Below are 22015 nucleotides of genomic sequence, written 5' to 3'. Positions count from 1 at the left end.
ACGCACGGATGCGTTTTATTGAGCACGGAGGTTCTTATGTCCAATCGACTAACTCGTTCTGAATACCTTGTCACGTATATGATTATCATAACACTTGCCTGCTTTGTTGGTGGATTTTTTTTAGGCGCAGGCGTGATGAAAACCCGCATTCAATCGGATTTGCAGGCATCGGCGAAGGCCGAGCAGGAAGCGCTCGAGAAAGAACGTCTGCTGAAGGAACAGAAGCTGTACCGCGACCAAGATTTTATCCGGTACTATTATAGCGTCACCGTACATATTCAAGAGCTGAAGGACAAGCATTTCAGCACTGCGGCGCAATTTTCGGGCAAAACAAAATCGGAGCAAAAGGCGCTCATCAAGGAACTGCAGGCATTGGCCGTGACGACGCGAAAAGAGCTGGAAGGAGCCACCATCGCATCGACCTCACAGCTTCTTGTGGATGCGAAATATGCATACATCAACAGCCTTGACGCGTATCGGGCAAGCCTCGATCAGTTGCTGGAAAAACTCTCGCTCGGGTCGCTTACGCCGGACGACTTGTTGACCATGCGCAACCAGATCAGCTTCATCAACCAATGGAATACAGCTACTGCGCTGCAATACCAGGCGATGGCCACATGGGAAGCCGTATATGTTACGAAGCAGCGAGCGGTACCAAAAGTGCAGCCTGCCCAAGTGTCCCCCGCCCAATGGAAGTCGTACCCTTACCATATGCGCAATTTTTTGGCGGCGGAAGCCTTGGTGAAAGGCCAGCAATTTTATCCGTTTTATCCGGAAGATTTAACCGCCCGCATTGATAGCGTGCTGCAAGGGGAAACTGCTACTACGCTCGGATGGAAGGACATCGATCAGGCTGCGCGCATGCTGGAAGCAACGGATGCTGTTCGACTCGGCGATTTTCAGTCAATGCGGGCGCAATTATACCCTGATTTGAAAGCTCCAGAAATTCCGACCTTTTCAAAATAAATACTTTCTTGCATTTGTGACAGATTCATTCTTGAAATCTGACTAAACAAGGAATACAATGGGATGTGCAAGGGACGTACCTTTGGATTGGGAGGTGAATTCGCAATGACTACATGGGTAGATAAAGATACCTGTATTGCATGCGGAGCTTGTGGTGCTACAGCTCCTGACGTGTTTGATTACGATGATGAAGGCTTGGCTTTCAACAAAATTGATGATAACTCCAATACAGCGGAAATTCCGGATATCCTGTTTGACGATGTTCGTGATGCTGCAGATGGTTGCCCAACCGACTCCATCAAGGTTGAAGAGTAATCTTCTAGAAAACCACTCATGGCTTTTGGCATGAGCGGTTTTTCTCTATCGACGCTTTTCTTGCAGGAAAGTGTACATACCGGTTTTTTGAAAAAACACGCGCCATTCAAGCTCGTGTTTTTTCGTCTTGCCCAAAACCACGCCCCTGTCCCCCGGCACGTCACAATCATGACCAAATTTTACACCAAGCAAATGTTCAAATATGGTAAAATCATTGAATAAGATGAATTGAATAATGGACGATAAGGCAGGGACACCAGGATGAAAAAATTGAATATCAACGCTGTGAAACCGGGTGATATCATTGCCAGAACCATTTTTACCGAGAGTGGAAATGTGCTGCTTGGCCATGGCATGGAATTGTCCGACCGATATATCGAGCGCTTGAAGCGGATGGGGATTGACACCGTGTATGTAGAGGACAAGCATACCGGAGACATCATCCCGGAAGAAGTGTTGCGTGATGAAACGCGCAAGCTGGCAGTGGAAACCGTTTACAAAACCATGACCGGACTCATGGATCAGCCCAAAATGGCCGGCAGGTGTTCATTGCCTGATCTCGGAACGTCGTTTCGTAAAATATTTGGCGAAATCATGGTGGATGTCAGCGCCCAGAAAAACGTCGTAATCAACCTGAGCCACCTGTACGGCATGGATGGTTACTTTTTTCACCACGCCGTCAATGTCGCTGTTTTGGCCGGAATCCTCGGCATGGCAAAAGGCTACAACCGCAATCAAATGATCGATTTGGGTGTCGGCGCCCTCTTGTTTGACATCGGCATGACGCAGCTTCCCAAAGAACTATGGAACAAGCGCACCAGCCTCAATGACGAGGAACGCCAGCGGATTCGCTTTCACTCCGAGGAAGGCTTCAATCTGCTGCGCAACCAACCGAATATTTCGGTCGTCTCTGCCCATTGTGCGCTGCAGCACCACGAGCGCTATGACGGTTCAGGCTATCCGCGCAATTTGAAAAAAGACGAAATTCACGAATTCGCCCAAATTGTCGGCCTGGCCGATTTTTATGATGCACTCATCTCCCCTCGTCCATTCCGTTCGGGTTATGCGCCGAATGAGGCTGTCGAGTACCTGTTCGCTTGCGGGAACCAGTTATTCGAGTTGGAACTGGTGAAAAAGTTTCTGGGACACATCGCCATCTATCCGGTAGCCACGACCGTGCAGCTCAATACGGGACATGTAGGAGTCGTATCCTTTGTCGATCCTCTCGCCGTGCATCGGCCTACGATCCGCATCATTGTGGAGCCTGACGGATCACCTACCTCTTCTCCCTACGAAATTGATTTGAAAAAGCGCGAGAATATGAGTATGATAATCAGTAAAACATTGTGAGGCTACAAAAACATGACGGTCACCTCGGGAGAAACTGGCACGGAAGCGCTTTTCATATTTCACCGTGCGTGGGACATTCTATATACACCACCGTTGGCAAAAACGCAACAATACCCATGGCTACATTTGTGTCATTTATGTAAAAACCGAACAATAAATTATTTTTTTTCGATATTGTTAAGATTTTTTGGGTGCAACTCTATTGACGCGGTAAAAACTCCGTGATAAAGTAGGTAGCACATCAAGCAAAACAAATACAACGTAACGTTGAAGAAGAGAAGCTGGAGCAAGGAAACCCTCAGAGAGCCGATGGTCGCTGCGAATCGGTGGTTCCTCTTACAGATAAGCACTTCTGAGTTTTCAACCGAACGCGCATCTGCGCAAGTAGGCTTGAACGGGTGATCCGTTATCTCACAAGGTCTTGAACCTGTTGAGGTTTTCTCTTGCGAAAGAGAAAACAAACAGAGGGTGGTACCGCGGAACTGATGATTTCCTCTCGCCCCTCACTACAGCCGTAGTGGGTGGATCGAGAGGTTATTTTATTTTCTAGACAAAAATGGAGGTTGAGAAATCATGTTTCAAGACAAATTGATTTTGCGTATTCCAGGTCCTACACCCATTCCCCCTCGCGTACAGCAAGCGATGAATCATCCGATGATCGGTCACCGCAGCGGCCAATTTTCCAAGCTGTTCGCTGATGTTGCCAAACGCCTGAAGCCGTTTTTCGGCACGGCGCAAGATGTGTACATCCTCGCAGGCAGCGGTACGAGCGCTTTGGAAATGGCTGTCGTCAACACGGTTGGGGCTGGCGATGAAGTCGCTGTCCTGGTAAGCGGCGCTTTCGGCGAACGATTTGCAAAAATTTGTGAACGTTATGACATTACCGCCCATCGTCTGAATGTTCCGTGGGGAGAACCGATCCGCGGCGAGCAGCTGGAAGCGTTCCTGGCTGAACATCCGAACGTGAAAGCAGTTTTTGCGACTCAATGCGAAACGTCCACCGGTATCCTCAACCCGATCGCAGAGCTTGCGCAAGTGGTTCGCGCGAAATCGGATGCGCTGTTCATCGTTGACGCGGTAAGCTGCCTTGGCGCGGTGCCAATGGAAATGGACGCATGGGGCGTCGACATCGTTGTGACCGGCTCGCAAAAAGCGTTCATGCTCCCTACCGGCCTCGCGTTCATCGCTGCGAGCGAACGTGCCTGGAACGTGATCGACAACCGCAAGCCGCAAGCCTTCTATCTCGATTTGAAAGCATACCGCAAAAGCCTGGCCGAGCAAACGACGCCTTACACTCCAGCTGTCTCGCTCATTTTCGGCCTGGAAGAAGTGTGCAACATGCTTGAAGAAGAAGGATTGGAAAACATCTTCAAACGCCACGAGCTGATGCGTGACATGACGCGCGCTGCCATGAAAGCATTGGGCATCCCGCTCATGACTGCGGATGAATTCGGTGCGGCAACCGTCACCTCGCTCGATCCGCAAGGCAAATTTGATGCTGAGGAATTGCGCAAAATTTTGCGCACCAAATACAACATGATCGTCGCAGGCGGTCAGCAGCACCTGAAAGGCAAAATCTTCCGCATCGGCCACATGGGCTATTGCGAGCCACTCGATGTAATCACCGTCATTTCGGCAATTGAAATGGCACTGAAAGAAATGGGCGTCGACATTCCGTTCGGAGAAGGCGTCAAAAAAGCACAGGAGGTATACATCAATCATGTTTAAGGTACTCATTAGCGATCCACTCAGCGAATTCGGGATTCAAAAACTGTTAGATGCGCCAGACATTGAAGTCGTACAAAAACCGGGTCTCTCCCCTTCCGATCTGCTCGCGGAAATCGGCGACTACGACGCACTCCTCGTGCGCAGCCAAACACAAGTAACCGCTGACGTTTTGGCGGCAGGCAAAAAGCTGAAAGCCATCGGCCGCGCCGGCGTCGGTGTCGACAACATCGATATCAATGCCGCTACGCAAGCCGGTGTGGTTGTCATCAATGCGCCAGACGGCAACACGATGTCCACTTGCGAGCATTCGTTCGCCATGCTGATGGCGGTTGCCCGTAACATCCCGCAAGCGCACAAAAAGCTGACTGATGGCAAATGGGACCGCAAAAGCTTCCAGGGTGTTGAATTGAACAACAAAGTGCTTGGGATCATCGGTATGGGCCGCATCGGTACAGAAGTGGCAAAACGCGCAAAAGCGTTCAACATGACCGTCATCGGCTACGATCCGTTCTTGACCGAGGAGCGCGCGCAAAAATTGGGCGTCATCCACGGTACGGTGGAAGACATCGTTTTGCAAGCTGACTTCATCACCGTGCACACGCCATTGATCAAAGAAACCCGCCACATTCTCTCGACGCGTGAATTCGAGAAAATGAAAACAGGCGTCCGCGTCATCAACTGCGCACGCGGCGGCATCATCGATGAAAAAGCGCTTTATGAAGCGATCCTGACCGGCAAAGTGGCGGGTGCCGCCCTCGACGTATTCGAGGTAGAACCACCGGTTGATAACCCGTTGATCGGTCTGCCGCAAGTTGTTGTGACCCCTCACCTGGGCGCATCGACATTGGAAGCACAAGAAAACGTCGCGATCGACGTTTCGGAAGAGATCATCAAAATTTTGCGTAACGAGCCGTTCAAAAACGCGGTTAACCTGCCATCGATCCCGGCGCACGTCATGGAAAAAGTGCAGCCCTATTTCGTCCTTGGCGAAAAGCTTGGCCATTTCATCGCACAAGTGACGGTCGGCTCGATCCAGGATGTGACGATCGCATACAGCGGCGAGCTGGCTGAATTCGATACAGCGCCATTGACCCGCACGATTCTCAAAGGCATTCTGTCCTTCCACCTGGGCGAGGAAGTAAACTACGTGAATGCGCCGCATTTGGCAAAAACCCGCGACATTCATGTAACCGAACAAAAATCGTCCAGCAACAAAGGCTTCACCAACCTGATTACCGTGAGCCTGAAAACGAATCAGCAAACCCGCCTCGTCGCAGGCACGCTGTTGAACGGCTATGGCGCGCGCATCGTCAAAATCGACGATTTCGCGATCGACGTGGCACCGAACGGTCACCTGCTCTATGTGCACCACAACGACCGCCCTGGTGTCATCGGCCGCGTCGGTACGATCTTGGGCACAAACGATGTCAATATCGCAACCATGCAGGTAGGACGCCGCGATGTAGGCGGAGATGCGATCATGATGCTCACGATCGACAAAGCCGTTACTGCGGAGATTCTCGATACGCTTGGCGAAATGTCCGAAATCAAAAGCGTTACCCAAATCGATCTGTAAACATGTCAAAACCCCGGACGCTGTGCCGGGGTTTTTCTTTATCGGATCGACTTCAAATGCGCGGTCTCGTTCAATTTGCTGATCGTTCGTTCTCCCCATTCGTTGATCGTCAATCGCGTAATGCTACCCCTGGATACGGTATCCATTCGAGCACCGGTGACGTCATCGGCAGCTCTAGCGCTTTTGCCGCTTCTTTCGTGCGGTTTGCCGCTTCACCATTGTTCATTTCCCGCAGCCGTTCAAGCATGACGGGTTTTTGGCCAATGATGTCGCCGATCGTGTTCGCAGTCTCGGCCGCCCGTTTTAAATCACTGCAATAAAATCCGATCGTCCCTGAACCAAGATACGCACCGAGCCGCTCGCCTGTCGCAATGGCTTGCTTCACGCCATGCGCTGTCAAACAGGTGTCTGTCCAGCCACCTACGGTCAAATCGGAATCGTCCTCGCCGTGACGGATGATTAACAATTCCTTCACTCTTCCACTCCCCTTGGCTTTTCTTTTGCCTGTTGGTCAATGTCGGTCGGGGAAGCATGTCACTTTCCTTCCAACTTCGGCAGAACGGTCCAAGCCGGCTCTAACGCGACTCAAAAAAGCCCTGCGGCATAAAACCACAGGGCATGTCTGAACTCAGTTAAAAATTTGCATGATTTCGCTCACATCATTGAGGATGTAATCGGCTTTCTCTTTTTCCATCGTCGAACGAGCCGCCTGACCGGACAATCCGGTCAACGTCGCAGCGAATTGACAGCCGATGGCGCGAGCGGCCAGAAGATCGGCGAGGGAATCGCCCACAATCAAGACCTCTCGCGGGTTTTCGATAGGCAGTTTTTGCAGTAAAACCGCTTTGTCATCCGAATCGAGCCCGGCCAACCCTTTCAAATAACAGAATGGGTGGGGCTTTGCCAATGGCGCATACTCCGGGTACGAGGTTTCCGCATCCAGCACGTGGGAGGCGGAAATGACGCGATTCGGGTCGAAGACGTCCAGCAGATGCAATTCTGCGAGCGGCACGTGCGTTTCAATCGTCGGGCGGCCGGTTCCGATGCCGAGCGTAATCCCTTTTTCCTTCAGCTGCAGCAGCAATTCGCGCAGCTTCGCTGGGTCCACGAGCGGAATTTCATCGGCCAGAAACCCTTTTTTGCCTTTCTGGAAGCTTTCCCGACCGATCGATGACGTCACGCGCGCATCACCCAAATACCACTCCTGGAACGTTTCCTGGCACAGCTCCCACAGGTCGCTGTTGCGCGAAAACATCTGCGTATCGACGCCGATCCGCTCTTTCGCGATTTGGTTCAAGTATGTCAACATTTCAGCCTTTTGCGCGTTTCCTTTGGCAAAATCGTCGGTGAATGCTGCGTAATCGATGACAAAATCAGCCGCCTCATGCCGTGCCCAATCGCGCAGCAGCGCAAGAGCGTCCCGATCCAGCTGATTGCGCAACAACTCCTTCACTTCTGCTCCTTTTGCCGGCAGCAATCGTTCGCACAGACGAATGATCTGATAGGCGTAAGCGAGGAACACCATGTCCCAGTTGCTGTTGATTCCGCGCGATTTGATCAGATCCAGCACGTTGTCCTGGTCAAATACCGTATCGCGCACACGGCGAATCACCGGCTCTTGCGGAGCGGGATCAAAATCATCGCCAGAAAGGCCCAGGTACGCATCGCTGTGAATCATTTCCCACACGGTCAACGCGGAGGCGTCAAAATAACGCTCCTCGCTCAAAATAACCCCATCCACATCAAACAGAATTGTTTTGATCATCGTCTCCACCCTATTCCATTGATTTTTCTTTCTCTATCTAGGAAGCATTATGGTAAATGTGGTTCCTTCTCCTCGCTTGCTTTGCACGTTAATCGTCCCGTTGTGCGCCTCGACAATGTTTTTGGCGATCGCGAGGCCAAGTCCCGTACCGGCCCGGCCGCGTGTCCGCGCTTTGTCGGCTTTGTAAAAACGCTCGAACACGAATGGCAGATCCTCTTCCGGAATGCCGCTGCCCGTATCGCTCACTTCCAGCCACAGCTCATCCTCGCCATAAGCGCGGATTTTGACGACTCCGGCTTGCGGGGTATGGCGCAGCGCATTATCGATCAGATTGGTCAGCACCTGCTCCATCCGGTCCGGATCGAGATCGAACATCTCTTGTGTCGTGTCTTCCTGCAGCTGGATATGGACGCCCTGCTCCCGTGCCAGGTTCGTGAACTTGCGCAAAATGCGTTCGAGATACGGACGCAGCCGGATCGTTTCCTGATGCAGCTCGATATGCCCCGCTTCCATCCGCGCCAGATCGAGCAATTCATTTACCAGTTTGGTCATGCGGACCGATTCGTCGTAAATGATTTGCGCCAGTTCCTTGTGCTCCTCCGGCGAGGAAGCGATGCCGTCCACAATCGCCTCGCTATAGCCTTGCAGCATCGACAGCGGTGTGCGCAGCTCATGGGAGACGTTTGCGACAAAGTCTTTTCTCAATTTATCCATTTTGCGCTCTTTGGTGACATCGCGCAAAATGGCGACCGCCCCACGGATTTGATCCTGATCGTAAAGCGGCGCCATGACGACGTGCCAGATGCGGCCTTGGATTGGCACATCCGCCGACACCTCATGCGCAAAGCGGACAACCTGTTGATACAGCTCATGCATCGGCAGGATTTGCCGTTCATACTTCCAGTCGCGAAGAAAGTGATCTGCAGGCGGATTCGTCACAACGATCTCGCCCTCTGCATTGATCATGATGACCCCGTCCACCATGCTGCGCAATACGCTCGAGAGCTGCTCTTTTTCATTTGAAACCGCGCGAATGAGATTGTTCAGCTTGCTTGCCATCGTATTGAACGAGGATGCCAGCTCACCGATTTCATCCGTCGTCCGGGTTGGAATCGCGGCATGGATATCTCCTTCCGCGATCCGATGGGCGGTCTCTTTCATTTTCCGCAACGGATACGTGATCCGCGATGACAGGAAGAATGCGAACACGGTCGTCAGCACGAAGCCGATGACACCTACGACATAAATCAGCTTGCGGACTTCTGCTACCGTGCCATCGTAATCTTCGCTCGCCTGATACATGATCACGGCACCGTTTTTTCCTGACGAAAGCGGGTGCGGCACGGCAACCGCCAGCACCTGCACCCGATCTTTCGCGTTCGCATTGCTTGGAAAATTAATTCGTTCGGGATCAGGGTGCTTGCCTGCGAGCGCCTCCTCGATTTTCAAGCCCGAACTGTTCAACAGCTGCTCCAAAGTGACATCCGGCATATTTTCATCCGGCTCCGTGCTGGCAATCAGCTGTTTCTTCTCATCCACCAAAAACATCCTTGTATGATACGCCTTGCCGATCGCGGACGCCGAATTGAGATAGCTGTCCTGGTTGGTCGCGTGCTGCAAATTGACCGAAATTTGCTCGGTCATCGCTTTTAATCCTTCTGTCTGCTTGCGAAAATAGTAGCTGTCGAACGATTGCACCAAAAGCAAGCTGAACAGCGTCAAAATAAAGGCAAACAGCGCGATGATCGTCAACCAAAGTTTGCCGACAACACTGCGGAACATCATATCCACGTTATTTCGGCACCTCTAGCTTGTAGCCGACGCCCCAAACGGTCGAAATCATTTGGGCGGCATCAGACGATACTTTGTTCAGCTTTTCGCGCAGACGCTTGATATGAGTATCCACCGTACGGAGATCGCCGAAAAAGTCGTAATGCCAAACATCTTTCAGCAGCTCTTCGCGGGTGAACACCTTGTCAGGCGATTGCGCCAGGTAATGCAGCAGCTCGTATTCCTTCGGCGTCAAATTGACCTCTTGCCCGCTCGCCAGCACCTTGTGCGCGTCATGGTCGATCGTCAGCTCCGGGAATACCAGAATGGAATGGCTGGTGATCGTATCGGTCTTAAGGTACGCGGTAGCCGACGCACGGCGCAAAATCGCCTTTACCCGATACACGACCTCACGCGGGCTGAACGGCTTGACCACATAGTCATCGACCCCGGCTTCAAAGCCTTGGACACGGTTCATCTCTTCCCCTTTTGCCGTCAGCATCACGATCGGTGTCGCTTTATGCTCGCGAATGCGCTGGCAGACTTCCACCCCGTCCATACCAGGCAGCATGAGATCGAGCAGAATGATATCGTAATCGGAGTTAAGCGCCATTTCCAGCGCTTGTTCCCCACGCTCCGCCTCATCGATCAAAAAGTTTTCACGTTCCAAATACATTTTCAGCAGACGGCGAATGCGTTCTTCATCGTCCACCACTAAAATCTTATGCGTCTTTTCCATGTGCCACCTCTTCTTCTCCCTTACATGGTATTTCGATACGCTTATTATACACCAGCATAAGAGTGAAGGCCTACTAGAACCAGATTCACTACGACGAGCGTGATCAAAATGATGACAAAGCCGACTACGGAGAGCCAGGCCGATTTGGTCCCGAGCCATCCGCGCGAAAGGCGCAAGTGCAAGTACGCACTATAATAGAGGAACACGATGAGTGCCCATACTTCTTTCGGGTCCCAGCCCCAGAAACGTCCCCATGCTTCCGCCGCCCAAATCATCGCGAACACAAGTGCACCAAGGGCAAATACCGGATAACCGATCGCAATTGCACGATAGCTCATTTCATCCAGAAGCTCCGGGTCGATGCTCGCCAGAGAAGGCTGCATCACCGCTCCGAGCCGTTTGCGCAAAATCAGGCGCAGCAGGCCGTACAGGACAAGTCCGGAAATCACGGACCAGATCATCGTGTTCAGCTTGCGTGCCGCATCTTTGCCTTCCATCCAGCCGGGCGCTTCGAACAGCGGCTGCATCGGACCCGGCTTGGTGATCGTCGCCTCGGTCGGAGCCACGATCGCCGGCATGGTGTATTCCACGGACAATGTTTTCTCTACCGTTTTGGTTCCTTGCGCATATTGCGGGAATTCAAAGCCGGTTTTCATATCCAGCTTGCTAAACGTGCTTTCCATGATGATGAAGCCGACCAGCATCAGCAGAACCGCCATGACGAATTCCAGCCAAAAGGTGCTTTTGCTCGGTTTGCTCTGGTCGATCGTGCGCACCAGATACATCAAGCCGGCAGCGAAGCCGACCGCGAGAATCCCTTCGCCAAGCGCAGCGGTCGTCACGTGAATGTGCAGCCAGTAGCTTTGCAGCGCCGGGATCAACGGCGTTACCTCATGAGGGAATACATACGCATAGGCGAGCATGATCAGCCCGAGCGGCATGACGAATGCGCCGAGCACGTTGATTTTGTAAATGCGATAAATCAGCAAATAGCCCAAAATGATACAGAAATCAAGGAAAGCCATGAACTCGAACATATTGCTGGTCGGACTGTGCCCGCCAACGATCCAGCGCGTTACGATGTAGCCTGCATGTGCCAGAAAACCGATGATGGCAAGCACGTAGGCGCGCTTTCCGATGCGCATTTCCGTTTCGATCGGGTCCGCTTTCGACCATTTTTTACCGGTAAGGGAGACGATGAAAAAGATGGACGACAGCAAGTATAAAATAAAGGCAATATCAAGCAGCCAGTCGCTCACATGAAGCAGAGTCATAGCTTTTTGCCCCCTCTCTATTCTTTATTTTTCTTTGCTTTCAATTCAAACGTGACGGGCAAGCCGAGATGCGCCGTCAGCGCTTCCAATTCTTTGGTGATGCCAAACCAGTTTTTATTCGTGTGGGCAGCCACGTGCAGCTGCGCATCCGTCACTTGCAGCCAAATCCGGCGATGCTGCCAGTACGAGCCCATCGCAACCCCGATGATGAAAATGACGCAGCCGAAATAAATGTACGGAATCGCGGTATCCCTGCGCACATTCAGCCCGCTGATGTTGATCAGGTCCGGCTTGTGGAAATCAAGCGTGTACCGCGCCGCATCCGTCTGCGTGATCACCGAACCGGAAACGTACACCATTTTCTCCGGGGCCGCTCCGTTTGCCATCACTTCAAACGCCACCATCGGGTTGTTCGGAATACTTGTTTTCGTAGCAGGTTTTTTCGTCGTTTCATCCATGAAAAAGTCCGGGTAATAATCCAGCACTCTGATGACGACGCCATGATCGAGCTTGACTTCCTTTGGCGGATCATACAAGTCGATCTTGAACGATCCGACGGCTTTATTGCCGGCTTGCTTGTCCAGCAGCTCGAAGTTAAGCGCTCCCAACATCATCTCTTGTCTGCTTGATTGATAAAGCAACAGCCCCTCGTATTCCATCGGATGGTTCACGATGATCGGTCCGCGCTTCACTTCTTCCAGCTTCGGCTTCGCTCCCGGCAAGCCTGCATTTTTGTTCAGGTACAAAATCGCATCGGTCTGGAAGTTTTTCGGGATGACCTGTCCCTTCAGATCCAGCTTCTGCGCCATTTCGTCCTCTGAATAATACTCGGTGGTATATTTCAGGTTTTTGACATAGTAAGGGGTATCGGGGACCGGAACCGTCTGCCCTTCCCGCACCCAGATGAAATTGTCCAAATAAAAGCCCGGCACATTGCGGACAAGCACCGCGCCAAGGAATATGATCAGGCCGATATGATTGATATAGGGACCCCATCGGCTGAATCTTGCTTTTTCCGCCAGCAAGGAATCGCCTTCCCGGAACACGCGGTACCCTTTTTTCTTCAAAAAGGCGCTCGCCTGGACAAACGTGTCATCAGACACGCCAGCCTCTGCCGCTGCAACCTCCGCATGCATGCGCTGGCCGCGCAAAAAGGACGCGTGCTGATTCAGCCTCGGCTTGCTCAGCGCTTTGTAGAGCGGAATGATCCGGTCCAGGCTACAAATCACCAGGGACGTCCCCAGCATCACCAGCAGCGTGACGAACCACCAGGAGGAATAAAGCTCGTGGAAGCCGAGCGCATAGTATACTTTCCCAAGCCAACCGTATGTCGTTTCATAAAAATGTTGTACGTCGGTTTCAAGCGGAACCGGTACAGGTATGTACATTTTTTGCGGAAAAATCGTGCCGATCGCCGACGCGATCAATGTGACGAGGATGATATAGATCGCGACTTTGACAGATGAGAAAAAATTCCAGGTTTTGTCTATGATTGTGCTTGAATACGTTTGCGACCGCCGCGCCATCCCCTCGTACCGCATGTCGGGGAAAGAAGGTGCGTTTTCATTTGCCTGTTCCAGCTCGCTTTCCAACGGCCTCCCGCACGATTCGCACAGCTGGGTGCCTATCGGATTCGGATGTCCGCAGGCACACTTTCGATCGTCCATGCTGTTACCTCGCTTACGGTTTGATTTTGTTGATTTTTTGGATAATCGTCGATTCGCTCATCTGGCCGATGAATTGGTCCTGGACGATCCCATCCTTATTGATGAAGAACGTGGTAGGAATCGGGCCAATTTGGTAAATGCGCGTAATCTCGGATTGACGGTCCATTAAAATTGGGAAGCTGACGCGATATTGGTCAACAAATTGCTGGATCGCCAGTGGTGTTTCACTGATGTTGACGCCCACAATCACAATGCCATCGGCTTTATACCGCTGATACTGTTTCTCCAGTTCCGGGAATTCCGCCTTGCACGGTTCACACCAGCTTCCCCAGAAGTTCAGCACGACCCCTTTCCCTTTCAGATCGGACAGCTTCAATTCCTTGCCATTCGCATTCAGCTGCTCCAGACTGAAGTTGGGAGCCTGCATGCCGATCTTGATTTCTTTGTTGTCTTTGGCAAAACTCGAATAGACAGCAAACACAAGCGCCCCTAAAAGGACGCCTAAAATTGCCACCCGCATCCACAATCGTTTCCGTTTATCCATCATCTATGTCCCCAGTCAAAATGAATGTCCGATTTTATTATAGCGCTACAATTTTCCTTCTATCGTGTCATTATTTGAACAGATTTTGAACGATGTGCTAGGTTCATGATTTGACCTGGCGCGGTTTGCGCGTTTGCAGGCTGTTTTTCAGCTGCTGCACTTCTTCCGGCGTCAAATGGCGGTATTCTCCCCGCCGCAGCTTGCCAATCGTCAAAAAAGCGATGCGGATGCGCTCCAATGTGACCACCGGATGACCGATCGCTGCGCACATGCGCCGGACTTGCCGGTTGCGCCCTTCATGGATGACGATTTCGAGCAGCGTTTGGTCTTTTTGCGGATCATAGTGGACGATGCGCGCCTCCCCCGGCGCTGTCATACCGTCGTCCAGCATGATGCCCTTGGCCAGCATCTTGACCTCTTCCGGCTCCGCTTTCCCTTTGACGCGCGCGCGATACACTTTATCCAGCTCATAGGAAGGGTGTGCAAGCCGGTTGGCCAGATCGCCATCATTCGTCAAGAGCAAAAGGCCGGACGTATCGTAATCGAGCCTCCCGACCGGATACACCCTCTGTTCAATGCCAGGCAACAGATCGGTCACTACCTTGCGTCCTTCCGGGTCTGCCAAGCTCGTGATCACGCCGATCGGCTTATATAAAAGCAGATAGACCAGCTTCTCCCGAGCGATCGGTTGCTGATCTACGGTAATGACATCCGATGCGGGGTCGACTTTTGTGCCCAATTCGCGGATTGTTACCCCATTTACTTGTACGCGCCCCGAGACAATCAATTCCTCGCAGCTGCGGCGCGACGCCACCCCTGCTTGGGCGAGCACTTTTTGCAAGCGTTCCATAGTTGTTTCACCTCTTTACCATCATACCCATTTCTGCCTGGCTGGACAAGGAAACGTGAAAAAACTTCCCAATTTCGCTGGGAAGTTTTGTCGAATTTTGCAATTTAATAGAAGATCATGTAAACGACGATCAGGGAAGCGACGACCCCGAACAGGTCTGACCAGAGGCCGACCTTCAAGGCATAGGAGCTGTTGCGGATACCGACGGCGCCGAAATACACCGTCAGCACATAAAGCGTCGTGTCCGTACTGCCCTGGATCGTGGAGGCGAGTCTGCCAATGAGCGAATCGGGCCCATACTGGGCGATCAGATCGGTAGCGAGCGCGAGCGAGCCTGTCCCCGACAGCGGGCGGAGCAGCGCGAGCGGGACCACCTCGGCAGGCACGCGAATATAGTTCAACAGCGGCGCCATCCAACCGAGCAGCAGATCGAGCGCTCCTGATTCGCGGAACAGCGTAATCGCCACCATCATCGCGATCAAATGAGGCATGATCCGGATCGTCGTCACCAAGCCGCCTTTTGCCCCATCGACAAATGTCTCATACACCGCTACTTTGCGCACATAGCCATACACCAATATAAACGCGATCAAAAGCGGAATGCTCCAAACGGAAAGAAGCGAGACAATCTTGTACATGCCGCTCCCCCCTTAACCCGTCTTTTGCTTATGCACCATCCGGTACCAGCGGTCCAGAACCAAGGCAAAGATCGTCGCGGCAAACGAGGCGATCAAGGTCGTCCCCACGATTTCCGCCGCATTGGCCGAGCCGAACTGAAAGCGGATGGCGATCATCGTCGTGGGGATGAGCGTAATGCTTGCCGTATTGATCGCAAGCAAGGTGCACATGGCAGGTGTCGCCCGCTGTTTGTCCGGGTTGAGCTTCTGCAGCTCCTCCATCGCTTTGATGCCGAATGGTGTCGCAGCGTTGCCCAGACCAAGCAGATTGGCGCTCATGTTGGACAAGATGTAGCCGATCGCCGGATGCCCTTTTGGCACATCGGGAAACAGCCGCTGCACAAGCGGAGACATGGCTCTGGCGACAAGCTCCAGCAGGCCGGCCTTTTCCGCGATCCGCATGATTCCCATCCAGAAGGCGAGGATGCTGAGCAGGCCAAAGCATACCGTCACCCCTGATTTGGCCCCCTCGAACATCGCCTGGCTGATCATTTCGATCCGTCCATTGAACATGGCGACCCCGATGCTTGCGACGATCAGCGCGAGCCAAATGACGTTAAGCATCCCACAGGCCCCCTATCATCAGCGTCCACAGCACGCGCCAGAACGACCCGGCTTCAACCGATTGCGCCACTGTCGCCATTGAAGTCTCCTGTTTGCTTGCCGTGAGCGGAATTCGGCCGATGAGCTGCTCTCCCATGTAAAACTCCACGAACCCAATATGCTTGCCCACCAGTTTGGCGGTCAATTCCTTTTCCAGCATCTGCACCTTCGTGTGCACCTGGTTCTTTTCGCTGTCCATCAGCGGGTAGGCGAAATCGTTGAGCGCCGTCACGCGCAAATGGTCTTCGTTTTTTATCCCTGCGAACTCGCCTTGAACCGCGTCGCCTTTGTGAATGAGCGGGGTCGTTTGAAAATTGGCAAAACCCCAATCCATCAAGGCCATCGAATCGTCCCAATCATCCGGCGCGTTCAGCGTGACCACGGCAAGCTGCCGGCCGTCGCGGGTGGCCGAGGAAGCGAGGCAGCGCTTTGCCAGCTTGGTATAGCCTGTCTTGACGCCATCAGCCCCTTTATACAGGTTGAGCATCTTGTTTTTGTTTTGCAAACGGCGCTCCCAGCTTTCCCCTTCCCATGCGATGTTTTTCACCTTTGTCGAAACGATTTGGCGGAAGACCGGGTTTTTCAGCGCATAGGCCGACAAGCGGACCATGTCATCCGCGGTGGAATAGTGCATGTTGGAATCGTCCAGACCGTGCGGATTCATAAAATTCGTGTGGGTCATGCCGATCATCGCCGCTTTTTCGTTCATCATCTGCACAAAGCCCGGCACAGAGCCGCCGACATGCGTCGCAATCGTCACCGCCGCGTCATTGCCGCTCCTCAGCATGAGTCCGTATAGCAAGTCTTCCAACGTCAGCTTTTCGCCATTTTTCAAATAGATGGAGGAGCCCTCGACCCCTACAGCCTCCGGCGGCACGGTCACCATATCCGAGAGGTTGGACGATTCGATGGCGACGATCGCCGTCATCGTTTTGGTCAGGCTGGCGATGCGCATCTTCTGCTCGCCCTTCTTTTCATACAGGATGCGGCCAGACGCGACATCGATCAAGGCTGCCGCCTCCGCTGAAATCGATGGCGGCTTCGGACTGGCCGATGCCCGCTGCATCGGAACCAAGAGCTGGAGAAAAAGAAAAACGACGAGTCCGCCGGAAAAAAGCTTCGATACTTTCATAACGTCCTCCCCATTACCTGTATACAGTGGTTTGTACAAGTATATGGGGACGAGGCTTCCGATAGTACCTGAACTATTCCGGTGACTGGTCGTTTCCGTCTTTGCCAAACAGCGCGGAGGCTTCCTGGCGAATTTCTTCCATATTGAGATGAACGGGCGGTTCTGGCAGTTCGGACAACTCCCGCAAACCAAAATGCTCGAGAAATTCCCGCGTCGTCCCGTAAATGATCGGACGCCCGATCCCTTCCGCCCTGCCTGTTTCGCGGATCAGCTGCTTGGACAGCAGCGTTTGCAGCGCTTTTTCGCATTTCACGCCGCGAATTTCTTCAATGTCGGAGCGTGTGATCGGCTGCTTGTACGCGATGATGGCGAGCGTCTCCAACGCTGCCTGGGACAAGGTGGAATGACTCGGGGAGGTTGCCAGCTTTTCAAAATAGCTGATATGTTCCGGCAGTGTCGTCAATTGGTACGCTTTCGCCACCTCGACGATCTGGATGCCCCTGCCGCTTCTACGGAAATCCGCCTTCATGTCTTCCAAAAGGTCGATCGCGGTTTCTTCATCCACTTCGATGATCGCGGCGATTTCCTTGGCCTCAAGCCCTTCGTCGCCTGACAAGAACAGCAATCCTTCGATGACGCTTTTCAATTGATCATAATCCACCCGGCTCCCCTCCTTTCCCCTTGGCCTCGATGATCATGATGTCCTGGAACAATTGGTTCTGCACGCAGCTGATCTGCTTTGTTTTCATCAATTCCAGCAATGCCAGAAATGTCGTGACGATCTCGGTCCGGTTCGCCGCTTTGGTGAACAGCTGGGTAAAGCGGATCATCCCGCCGCCAAATGACAAAAGCTGGCGAATTTCTTTCATCCGGTCCTTGATGGAAATCTCGTCGCGAGACACTTTGGCCATCGGCTCTTTCACCTTCAGCCGGCTGACCAGCTTTTCCAGCGATGCGATCAGATCGTAGAGCGTCACGTCTTTAATCGTGTTCTCTTCTTCTTTCACATATGGGCTCAAATCTTCTGGCGGGCGCGTAAAAATCTGGTTGCGCCCGATTTCTTTTTCGCGCAATTCCTCCGCCAGCATTTTGAACCGCTTGTATTCCAGCAGGCGGGCGACCAACTCGTCGCGCGGGTCGATCTCATCCGCATCCATATCCAGGTGCGGCTGGAATACGTGCTCTTCTTTTTTCGGCAACAGCATTTTGCTCTTGATCGAGAGCAGCGTCGCTGCCATGACCAAAAACTCGCTCGCCACATCCAGCTGCAGCTCCTGCATCTCATGGATTTTGGCCAAATACTGCTCGGTGATCTCTGCGATCGGGATGTCGTAAATATCTACCTCGGCTTTGTCGATCAGATGGAGCAAAAGATCGAGCGGTCCTTCGAATGAATCCAGTTTGATTGAATATGCCACGCTTCTATCGCCTTCCTGCGGTTATGTAAAGGCTGTTTTTCCTTGCCGTTCCCATTTTACCCGATTCCAAGGGTACGCAAGGCTAATGCTTGAATCGCACTCAACAGCAAAACGAGCGGCGTCCCCAAAATATAGGTACTGAGTCCCGGGATGAAAATCATCAAGAGCAACACCCATGGACCATACATTTCAAGCTTGTAAAAAAACGGCTCCCAGCTGCGAGGTGCGAGAAAACGGAAAATTTTCGATCCATCCAAAGGTGGAATCGGCAGAAGATTGAACACAAACAACCCGCAGTTAATGGTAATACATGCTCGTAGCGTATAAATAACCGCCTCTGCCCATTTATCAGAAAAGCCATCGATCCATCCGTATACATTCACCGCTATGTATAGCACACAAAACAAAAACGCCAAAACAAGGTTAACAAGCGGGCCGGCAACTGAAACATACACAATCCCCAACCGTTTGTTCCCGCGAAAATGGAGCGGATTAATCGGCACCGGCTTCGCCCATCCGAATGGCCCGAACAAAATCAAAATCAATCCAAACGGGTCAATATGCGGAATCGGGTTGACCGTCAGCCTTCCTTCATTTCTCGCCGTGTTGTCACCCAACCGCCAGGCGACAAAGGCATGTGCCCACTCGTGGAGCGAAAAAGCAATCACAAACGCAATCATGCGAAAGGGAACGGTGCTCCAATCAAAATGAAACAGGTTGGAAAAATCCATGGAAAACCTCCTGACCAAAAACGACTACCTATTAGCATACCAAGAGTTCCGTATGGAAACAAGCAGGAACCCGTTGCGTAAAACAGCGAAGGCACCCGCTGTTTGCCGCAGATGCCTTCACCCATTCTCGCAACGATGATTAGAGAACTTTTACTTCTTTCATTTTGTCGCCTTGCTTGATGGCATCTACGTGCTCAATGCCTTCTCTCACTTGGCCAAATACGGTATGTACGCCATCCAGATGCGGGAATGCATCGTAGCAAATGAAGAATTGGCTTCCGCCTGTGTCTTTCCCGGCATGTGCCATGGAGAGAGCACCTTTTACGTGTTTGTGCGGGTTGCCAGCTGTTTCACATTTGATCGTGTAGCCAGGGCCGCCTGTGCCTGTACCATAAGGGCATCCGCCTTGCGCGACGAAGCCTGGGATGACGCGGTGGAAAGAAAGGCCGTTATAGAAACCTTCGTTTGCCAGTTTTTCAAAGTTGGCTACGGTGCCAGGAGCCGCTTCATCGAACAGATCAAGCGTTACTTCTTTGCCGTTTTCCAACGTGATTTTTGCCGTTTTCATGGATAAACCTCCCTTTGCTTTCACATCCTCTCTATATTAGCCGACTACTCGCCCGCAAGCAAGCCTGCTTCGACGCTTCGCCGGCATTCCGGATAATCCGTGACAAAAGAAGTGCCTGGCAACTGTTTGGCCCTTTTCTTTAAAACCGCTGCCTGCTCCGCGATTTCCTCCACACTCCGATAGCGCTCCGGATGGACATACAGCCCGGCCAGAGAAAGGGAGAGGATTGGCAGTTCGCCCGTGCAATGGCGCCTGCGCTCATACAAGTCGGCCATCGATGCATCGAAGCTTTCCATCAGATAGCTGGTGACTTCAAGCATCCGCTTGTCCGTGGTGATGATGATGAAGTCGTCGCCGCCGATATGGCCGATGAAATCGTCGCGATTGCCGACGGCTTGAATGGTGTTTTTCAGCAGCTGTGTCGTGCTCCGGATAATTTGGTCCCCTGTTTCAAAGCCGAATTGGTCGTTGAACCATTTGAACCGGTCGAGATCGCAATAAATGACGATGAACGGCTCACGCCCATACAGCCGTTTGCCCAGCTCCCGTTCAATTTGCACGTTCCCCGGCAGCCCGGTTAGCGGATTCGCAAAAGTGGCAAGCTCCAGCTTGATGGATGCCATTTTGTCAAGCAAGCTTTGCACAGATACGATCCCGGCATAAGCCCCTTCGTGATCGGTTGCGATGACCACATCGTAGAGATGATAGGCGTCGCGCGCCATGGCGAGTTTTGCCACCTCATCGATCGCCTGCGATTGCTCCACAATCAGCGGATTGTAATTCATCACCTGTGAAACGGGGCGTTCATAATACAAGGCAATCCCGTACTGTCCGCCCAAAATTTGATACAGCTGGAACCTCATCAGCATTCCTACCGGCTTATCGCCATCCAGCACCACAATGCTGTCGATCCGCTGGTTTTGTTCAAACAATTGGTGTACCTCGCGAACGCGCATATCTTTTTTGGCGACGACCGTTTTCGTAGTGATTTCGCCTACCGTGGCAAATTGACCGCGATGCAAATAGATCCGGTTCTCTTCGCGGCTGTTCACGGCATCGATGAAGGTGAGCGCATCCCCTTTGATTTTGGTCATCCCTTTGGCCGGCTTTCCTAAAAAATATCCTTGCCCATACGAAACACCGATTTCCATCAGCGTGTTCAGCTCTTTTTCGGTTTCGATGCCTTCCGCAATGATTTTGCACTTCACTTTTTCGGCAAATTGCACGAATGTCTCCAAGAGCGCCTGTTTGATCGAATCCGTGTCGATGCCGCGGATCAGGGACATGTCAAGCTTGATGTAATCGGGGTAAATTTCGGTGATGGATTCGAGACTCGAATACCCTGCCCCCGCATCGTCTACTGCAATCAGATACCCTTTTTTCCGATACTCTTCGATAACCTTGCGAAAAACCTGGTAGTTGGTGATCGCATGCCGCTCCGTAATTTCAAACACGATGTTGCCCGGGTTCAGGTTGGCTTCCTCCAACATTTTGAGCGCTTGGCCGCGCAGCAGAAACGGGTCGTCAATGGCGCGCGGATCGAGATTGATGAACATTTTTTGATGAGGCTGCAAATAGCGCAGCTGTTCAAACGCCCGCTTGCGGCACAGCTGTTCCAGCCGGAAAACGGAATCGGTTTCCTCGGCATAGGAAAACAGTGCTGCCGGCGAATGGAACGGACTGTTCTGCGGCCCGCGTGCAAGCGCTTCCCACCCGAGAGGTTCGCCGTCTTTGAGCGATGCGATCGGCATGAACAGCATCTGCACATCTTCCTGCTTCAAAATGTGATGAAACTGCCGAATCTGGCTGTACTTATCGGTTGTTAATCCGTATTTGGCCATTTGAATCGCATGCTTCATCGACGTGTACATCTCTTTCGTCACATCGCGGCCCGCCAGCTGCGCGTAACCGATGCGGACGCGCAAGTCTTCCCGATTCACCAGTTTGATCTGTTGATTCATCAAGTTTTCCAGCCGCTCCTGCACGCTGATGGAAAGCAGCCGGTACTCTTCCTCGCTTGTTCCGTTCGGGAAAGAAGCATAGATGGCGAAATCATCGCCCCACAGCTTCACGATGCCGAGCACCAAGCCCTTTATCCCGAGGATCGACTGTGCGACCTCGGGAAGAAGCTGTTCGTAACGGGTCAGGACGCGCTTCGCGGTCATATCTCCGTATCTGTTTTCGATCTCCGTCAGCCGCACGATATCGACATAAAACAAGATCACCGCAGACTCTTTTCGCAGCTCTTGCGCGATTGCGTTCTTGAATGCAACTCTATTTTCACGTAAAAAAACGGGCCATCTCCGTAAGGATCTCATCCAGGAAAAGAACATGGGGAATCT

At 52.4% G+C, this 22015-nt stretch carries 21 protein-coding genes and 1 other annotated feature; of the genes, 5 read left to right on the top strand and 16 right to left on the bottom strand.

Annotation, left to right across the window (positions count from 1 at the left end; all coding sequences use genetic code 11):
• Positions 1-135 precede the first annotated feature (135 nt).
• The 5 genes from ACTID9_RS13250 to serA all read left to right on the top strand — a co-directional run bounded on the left by ACTID9_RS13250 (position 136) and on the right by serA (position 5935).
• The gene (locus ACTID9_RS13250; protein WP_441071854.1) at positions 136-966 is read left to right on the top strand and encodes a hypothetical protein; all 831 of its coding nucleotides are present in this window, start codon (positions 136-138) and stop codon (positions 964-966) included.
• A gap of 105 nt (positions 967-1071) precedes the next feature.
• On the top strand, positions 1072-1281 hold the full coding sequence (locus ACTID9_RS13245; RefSeq protein ID WP_122920678.1) for a ferredoxin: 210 nt from the start codon (positions 1072-1074) through the stop codon (positions 1279-1281).
• A gap of 261 nt (positions 1282-1542) precedes the next feature.
• A complete protein-coding gene (locus ACTID9_RS13240; RefSeq protein ID WP_441071853.1) occupies positions 1543-2631 on the top strand; it encodes an HD-GYP domain-containing protein in 1089 nt (362 codons plus the stop codon).
• A gap of 258 nt (positions 2632-2889) precedes the next feature.
• Positions 2890-3138: a binding site (T-box leader), on the top strand.
• A gap of 66 nt (positions 3139-3204) precedes the next feature.
• Entirely contained in the window at positions 3205-4359 is a 1155-nt protein-coding gene (locus tag ACTID9_RS13235; RefSeq protein WP_441071851.1) for a pyridoxal-phosphate-dependent aminotransferase family protein, read from the top strand.
• A complete protein-coding gene (serA, locus tag ACTID9_RS13230; protein WP_441071850.1) occupies positions 4352-5935 on the top strand; it encodes a phosphoglycerate dehydrogenase in 1584 nt (527 codons plus the stop codon). Before ACTID9_RS13235 ends, serA begins: the two co-directional genes overlap by 8 nt.
• Before the next feature lie 109 nt (positions 5936-6044).
• Here the strand turns inward: serA and ACTID9_RS13225 are convergent, their stop codons facing one another.
• The 16 genes from ACTID9_RS13225 to ACTID9_RS13150 all read right to left on the bottom strand — a co-directional run bounded on the left by ACTID9_RS13225 (position 6045) and on the right by ACTID9_RS13150 (position 21898).
• Positions 6045-6410, bottom strand: a complete 366-nt coding sequence (locus tag ACTID9_RS13225; RefSeq protein ID WP_441071849.1) for a histidine phosphatase family protein — start codon at positions 6408-6410, stop codon at positions 6045-6047.
• 153 nt (positions 6411-6563) lie between these two features.
• On the bottom strand, positions 6564-7700 hold the full coding sequence (locus ACTID9_RS13220; RefSeq protein WP_441071847.1) for an HAD family hydrolase: 1137 nt from the start codon (positions 7698-7700) through the stop codon (positions 6564-6566).
• A 33-nt stretch (positions 7701-7733) separates the two neighbouring features.
• Positions 7734-9491, bottom strand: coding sequence for an ATP-binding protein (locus ACTID9_RS13215; protein ID WP_441071845.1), 1758 nt, complete (start codon positions 9489-9491; stop codon positions 7734-7736).
• Position 9492: 1 nt separating this feature from the next.
• Entirely contained in the window at positions 9493-10209 is a 717-nt protein-coding gene (locus tag ACTID9_RS13210; RefSeq protein WP_441071843.1) for a response regulator transcription factor, read from the bottom strand.
• A gap of 44 nt (positions 10210-10253) precedes the next feature.
• Positions 10254-11483: a c-type cytochrome biogenesis protein CcsB gene (gene ccsB / locus ACTID9_RS13205; protein WP_441071841.1), complete on the bottom strand. Its 1230-nt coding sequence runs from the start codon at positions 11481-11483 to the stop codon at positions 10254-10256.
• A gap of 17 nt (positions 11484-11500) precedes the next feature.
• Complete coding sequence (locus tag ACTID9_RS13200) at positions 11501-13150, bottom strand: cytochrome c biogenesis protein ResB (RefSeq protein WP_441071839.1); 1650 nt, start codon at positions 13148-13150, stop codon at positions 11501-11503.
• 13 nt (positions 13151-13163) lie between these two features.
• Positions 13164-13697, bottom strand: coding sequence for a thiol-disulfide oxidoreductase ResA (gene resA, locus ACTID9_RS13195; RefSeq protein WP_441071837.1), 534 nt, complete (start codon positions 13695-13697; stop codon positions 13164-13166).
• Positions 13698-13797: 100 nt separating this feature from the next.
• On the bottom strand, positions 13798-14544 hold the full coding sequence (locus ACTID9_RS13190; RefSeq protein WP_441071835.1) for a pseudouridine synthase: 747 nt from the start codon (positions 14542-14544) through the stop codon (positions 13798-13800).
• Positions 14545-14648: 104 nt separating this feature from the next.
• Positions 14649-15182: a spore maturation protein gene (locus ACTID9_RS13185; protein ID WP_441071833.1), complete on the bottom strand. Its 534-nt coding sequence runs from the start codon at positions 15180-15182 to the stop codon at positions 14649-14651.
• Positions 15183-15194: 12 nt separating this feature from the next.
• Positions 15195-15785, bottom strand: coding sequence for a nucleoside recognition domain-containing protein (locus ACTID9_RS13180; RefSeq protein WP_441071831.1), 591 nt, complete (start codon positions 15783-15785; stop codon positions 15195-15197).
• Complete coding sequence (locus tag ACTID9_RS13175) at positions 15778-16956, bottom strand: D-alanyl-D-alanine carboxypeptidase family protein (RefSeq protein WP_441071829.1); 1179 nt, start codon at positions 16954-16956, stop codon at positions 15778-15780. The genes ACTID9_RS13180 and ACTID9_RS13175 overlap by 8 nt, the downstream gene beginning before the upstream one ends.
• Positions 16957-17029: 73 nt before the next feature.
• Positions 17030-17617, bottom strand: a complete 588-nt coding sequence (gene scpB / locus ACTID9_RS13170) for an SMC-Scp complex subunit ScpB (protein ID WP_441071828.1) — start codon at positions 17615-17617, stop codon at positions 17030-17032.
• Complete coding sequence (locus ACTID9_RS13165) at positions 17607-18374, bottom strand: segregation/condensation protein A (RefSeq protein WP_441071826.1); 768 nt, start codon at positions 18372-18374, stop codon at positions 17607-17609. Before ACTID9_RS13165 ends, scpB begins: the two co-directional genes overlap by 11 nt.
• Positions 18375-18430: 56 nt before the next feature.
• Positions 18431-19105: a site-2 protease family protein gene (locus tag ACTID9_RS13160; protein WP_441071825.1), complete on the bottom strand. Its 675-nt coding sequence runs from the start codon at positions 19103-19105 to the stop codon at positions 18431-18433.
• A gap of 139 nt (positions 19106-19244) precedes the next feature.
• The gene (locus ACTID9_RS13155) at positions 19245-19673 is read right to left on the bottom strand and encodes a peptidylprolyl isomerase (protein ID WP_441071823.1); all 429 of its coding nucleotides are present in this window, start codon (positions 19671-19673) and stop codon (positions 19245-19247) included.
• A 44-nt stretch (positions 19674-19717) separates the two neighbouring features.
• Complete coding sequence (locus tag ACTID9_RS13150; protein WP_441071821.1) at positions 19718-21898, bottom strand: GGDEF domain-containing protein; 2181 nt, start codon at positions 21896-21898, stop codon at positions 19718-19720.
• Positions 21899-22015 lie beyond the last annotated feature (117 nt).

Source organism: Brevibacillus fluminis (assembly GCF_052072235.1).
Taxonomy (GTDB): domain Bacteria; phylum Bacillota; class Bacilli; order Brevibacillales; family Brevibacillaceae; genus Brevibacillus_D; species Brevibacillus_D fluminis_A.
Note: the sequence above shows the minus strand (reverse complement) of the source record. Positions and strands in the feature narration are given on the sequence as shown.

What these genes read in the sequence shown, in the direction of transcription:
- serA (WP_441071850.1), top strand. Translation starts at nt 4,352, where the DNA reads ATGTTTAAGGTACTCATTAGCGATCCACTCAGCGAATTCGGGATTCAA.
- resA (WP_441071837.1), bottom strand. Translation starts at nt 13,697, where the DNA reads ATGATGGATAAACGGAAACGATTGTGGATGCGGGTGGCAATTTTAGGC.
- ACTID9_RS13245 (WP_122920678.1), top strand. Translation starts at nt 1,072, where the DNA reads ATGACTACATGGGTAGATAAAGATACCTGTATTGCATGCGGAGCTTGT.
- ccsB (WP_441071841.1), bottom strand. Translation starts at nt 11,483, where the DNA reads ATGACTCTGCTTCATGTGAGCGACTGGCTGCTTGATATTGCCTTTATT.
- ACTID9_RS13220 (WP_441071847.1), bottom strand. Translation starts at nt 7,700, where the DNA reads ATGATCAAAACAATTCTGTTTGATGTGGATGGGGTTATTTTGAGCGAG.
- ACTID9_RS13235 (WP_441071851.1), top strand. Translation starts at nt 3,205, where the DNA reads ATGTTTCAAGACAAATTGATTTTGCGTATTCCAGGTCCTACACCCATT.
- ACTID9_RS13250 (WP_441071854.1), top strand. Translation starts at nt 136, where the DNA reads ATGAAAACCCGCATTCAATCGGATTTGCAGGCATCGGCGAAGGCCGAG.
- ACTID9_RS13160 (WP_441071825.1), bottom strand. Translation starts at nt 19,105, where the DNA reads ATGGATTTTTCCAACCTGTTTCATTTTGATTGGAGCACCGTTCCCTTT.
- ACTID9_RS13240 (WP_441071853.1), top strand. Translation starts at nt 1,543, where the DNA reads ATGAAAAAATTGAATATCAACGCTGTGAAACCGGGTGATATCATTGCC.
- ACTID9_RS13155 (WP_441071823.1), bottom strand. Translation starts at nt 19,673, where the DNA reads ATGAAAACGGCAAAAATCACGTTGGAAAACGGCAAAGAAGTAACGCTT.
- ACTID9_RS13210 (WP_441071843.1), bottom strand. Translation starts at nt 10,209, where the DNA reads ATGGAAAAGACGCATAAGATTTTAGTGGTGGACGATGAAGAACGCATT.
- ACTID9_RS13200 (WP_441071839.1), bottom strand. Translation starts at nt 13,150, where the DNA reads ATGGACGATCGAAAGTGTGCCTGCGGACATCCGAATCCGATAGGCACC.
- ACTID9_RS13185 (WP_441071833.1), bottom strand. Translation starts at nt 15,182, where the DNA reads ATGTACAAGATTGTCTCGCTTCTTTCCGTTTGGAGCATTCCGCTTTTG.
- ACTID9_RS13180 (WP_441071831.1), bottom strand. Translation starts at nt 15,785, where the DNA reads ATGCTTAACGTCATTTGGCTCGCGCTGATCGTCGCAAGCATCGGGGTC.
- ACTID9_RS13175 (WP_441071829.1), bottom strand. Translation starts at nt 16,956, where the DNA reads ATGAAAGTATCGAAGCTTTTTTCCGGCGGACTCGTCGTTTTTCTTTTT.
- ACTID9_RS13190 (WP_441071835.1), bottom strand. Translation starts at nt 14,544, where the DNA reads ATGGAACGCTTGCAAAAAGTGCTCGCCCAAGCAGGGGTGGCGTCGCGC.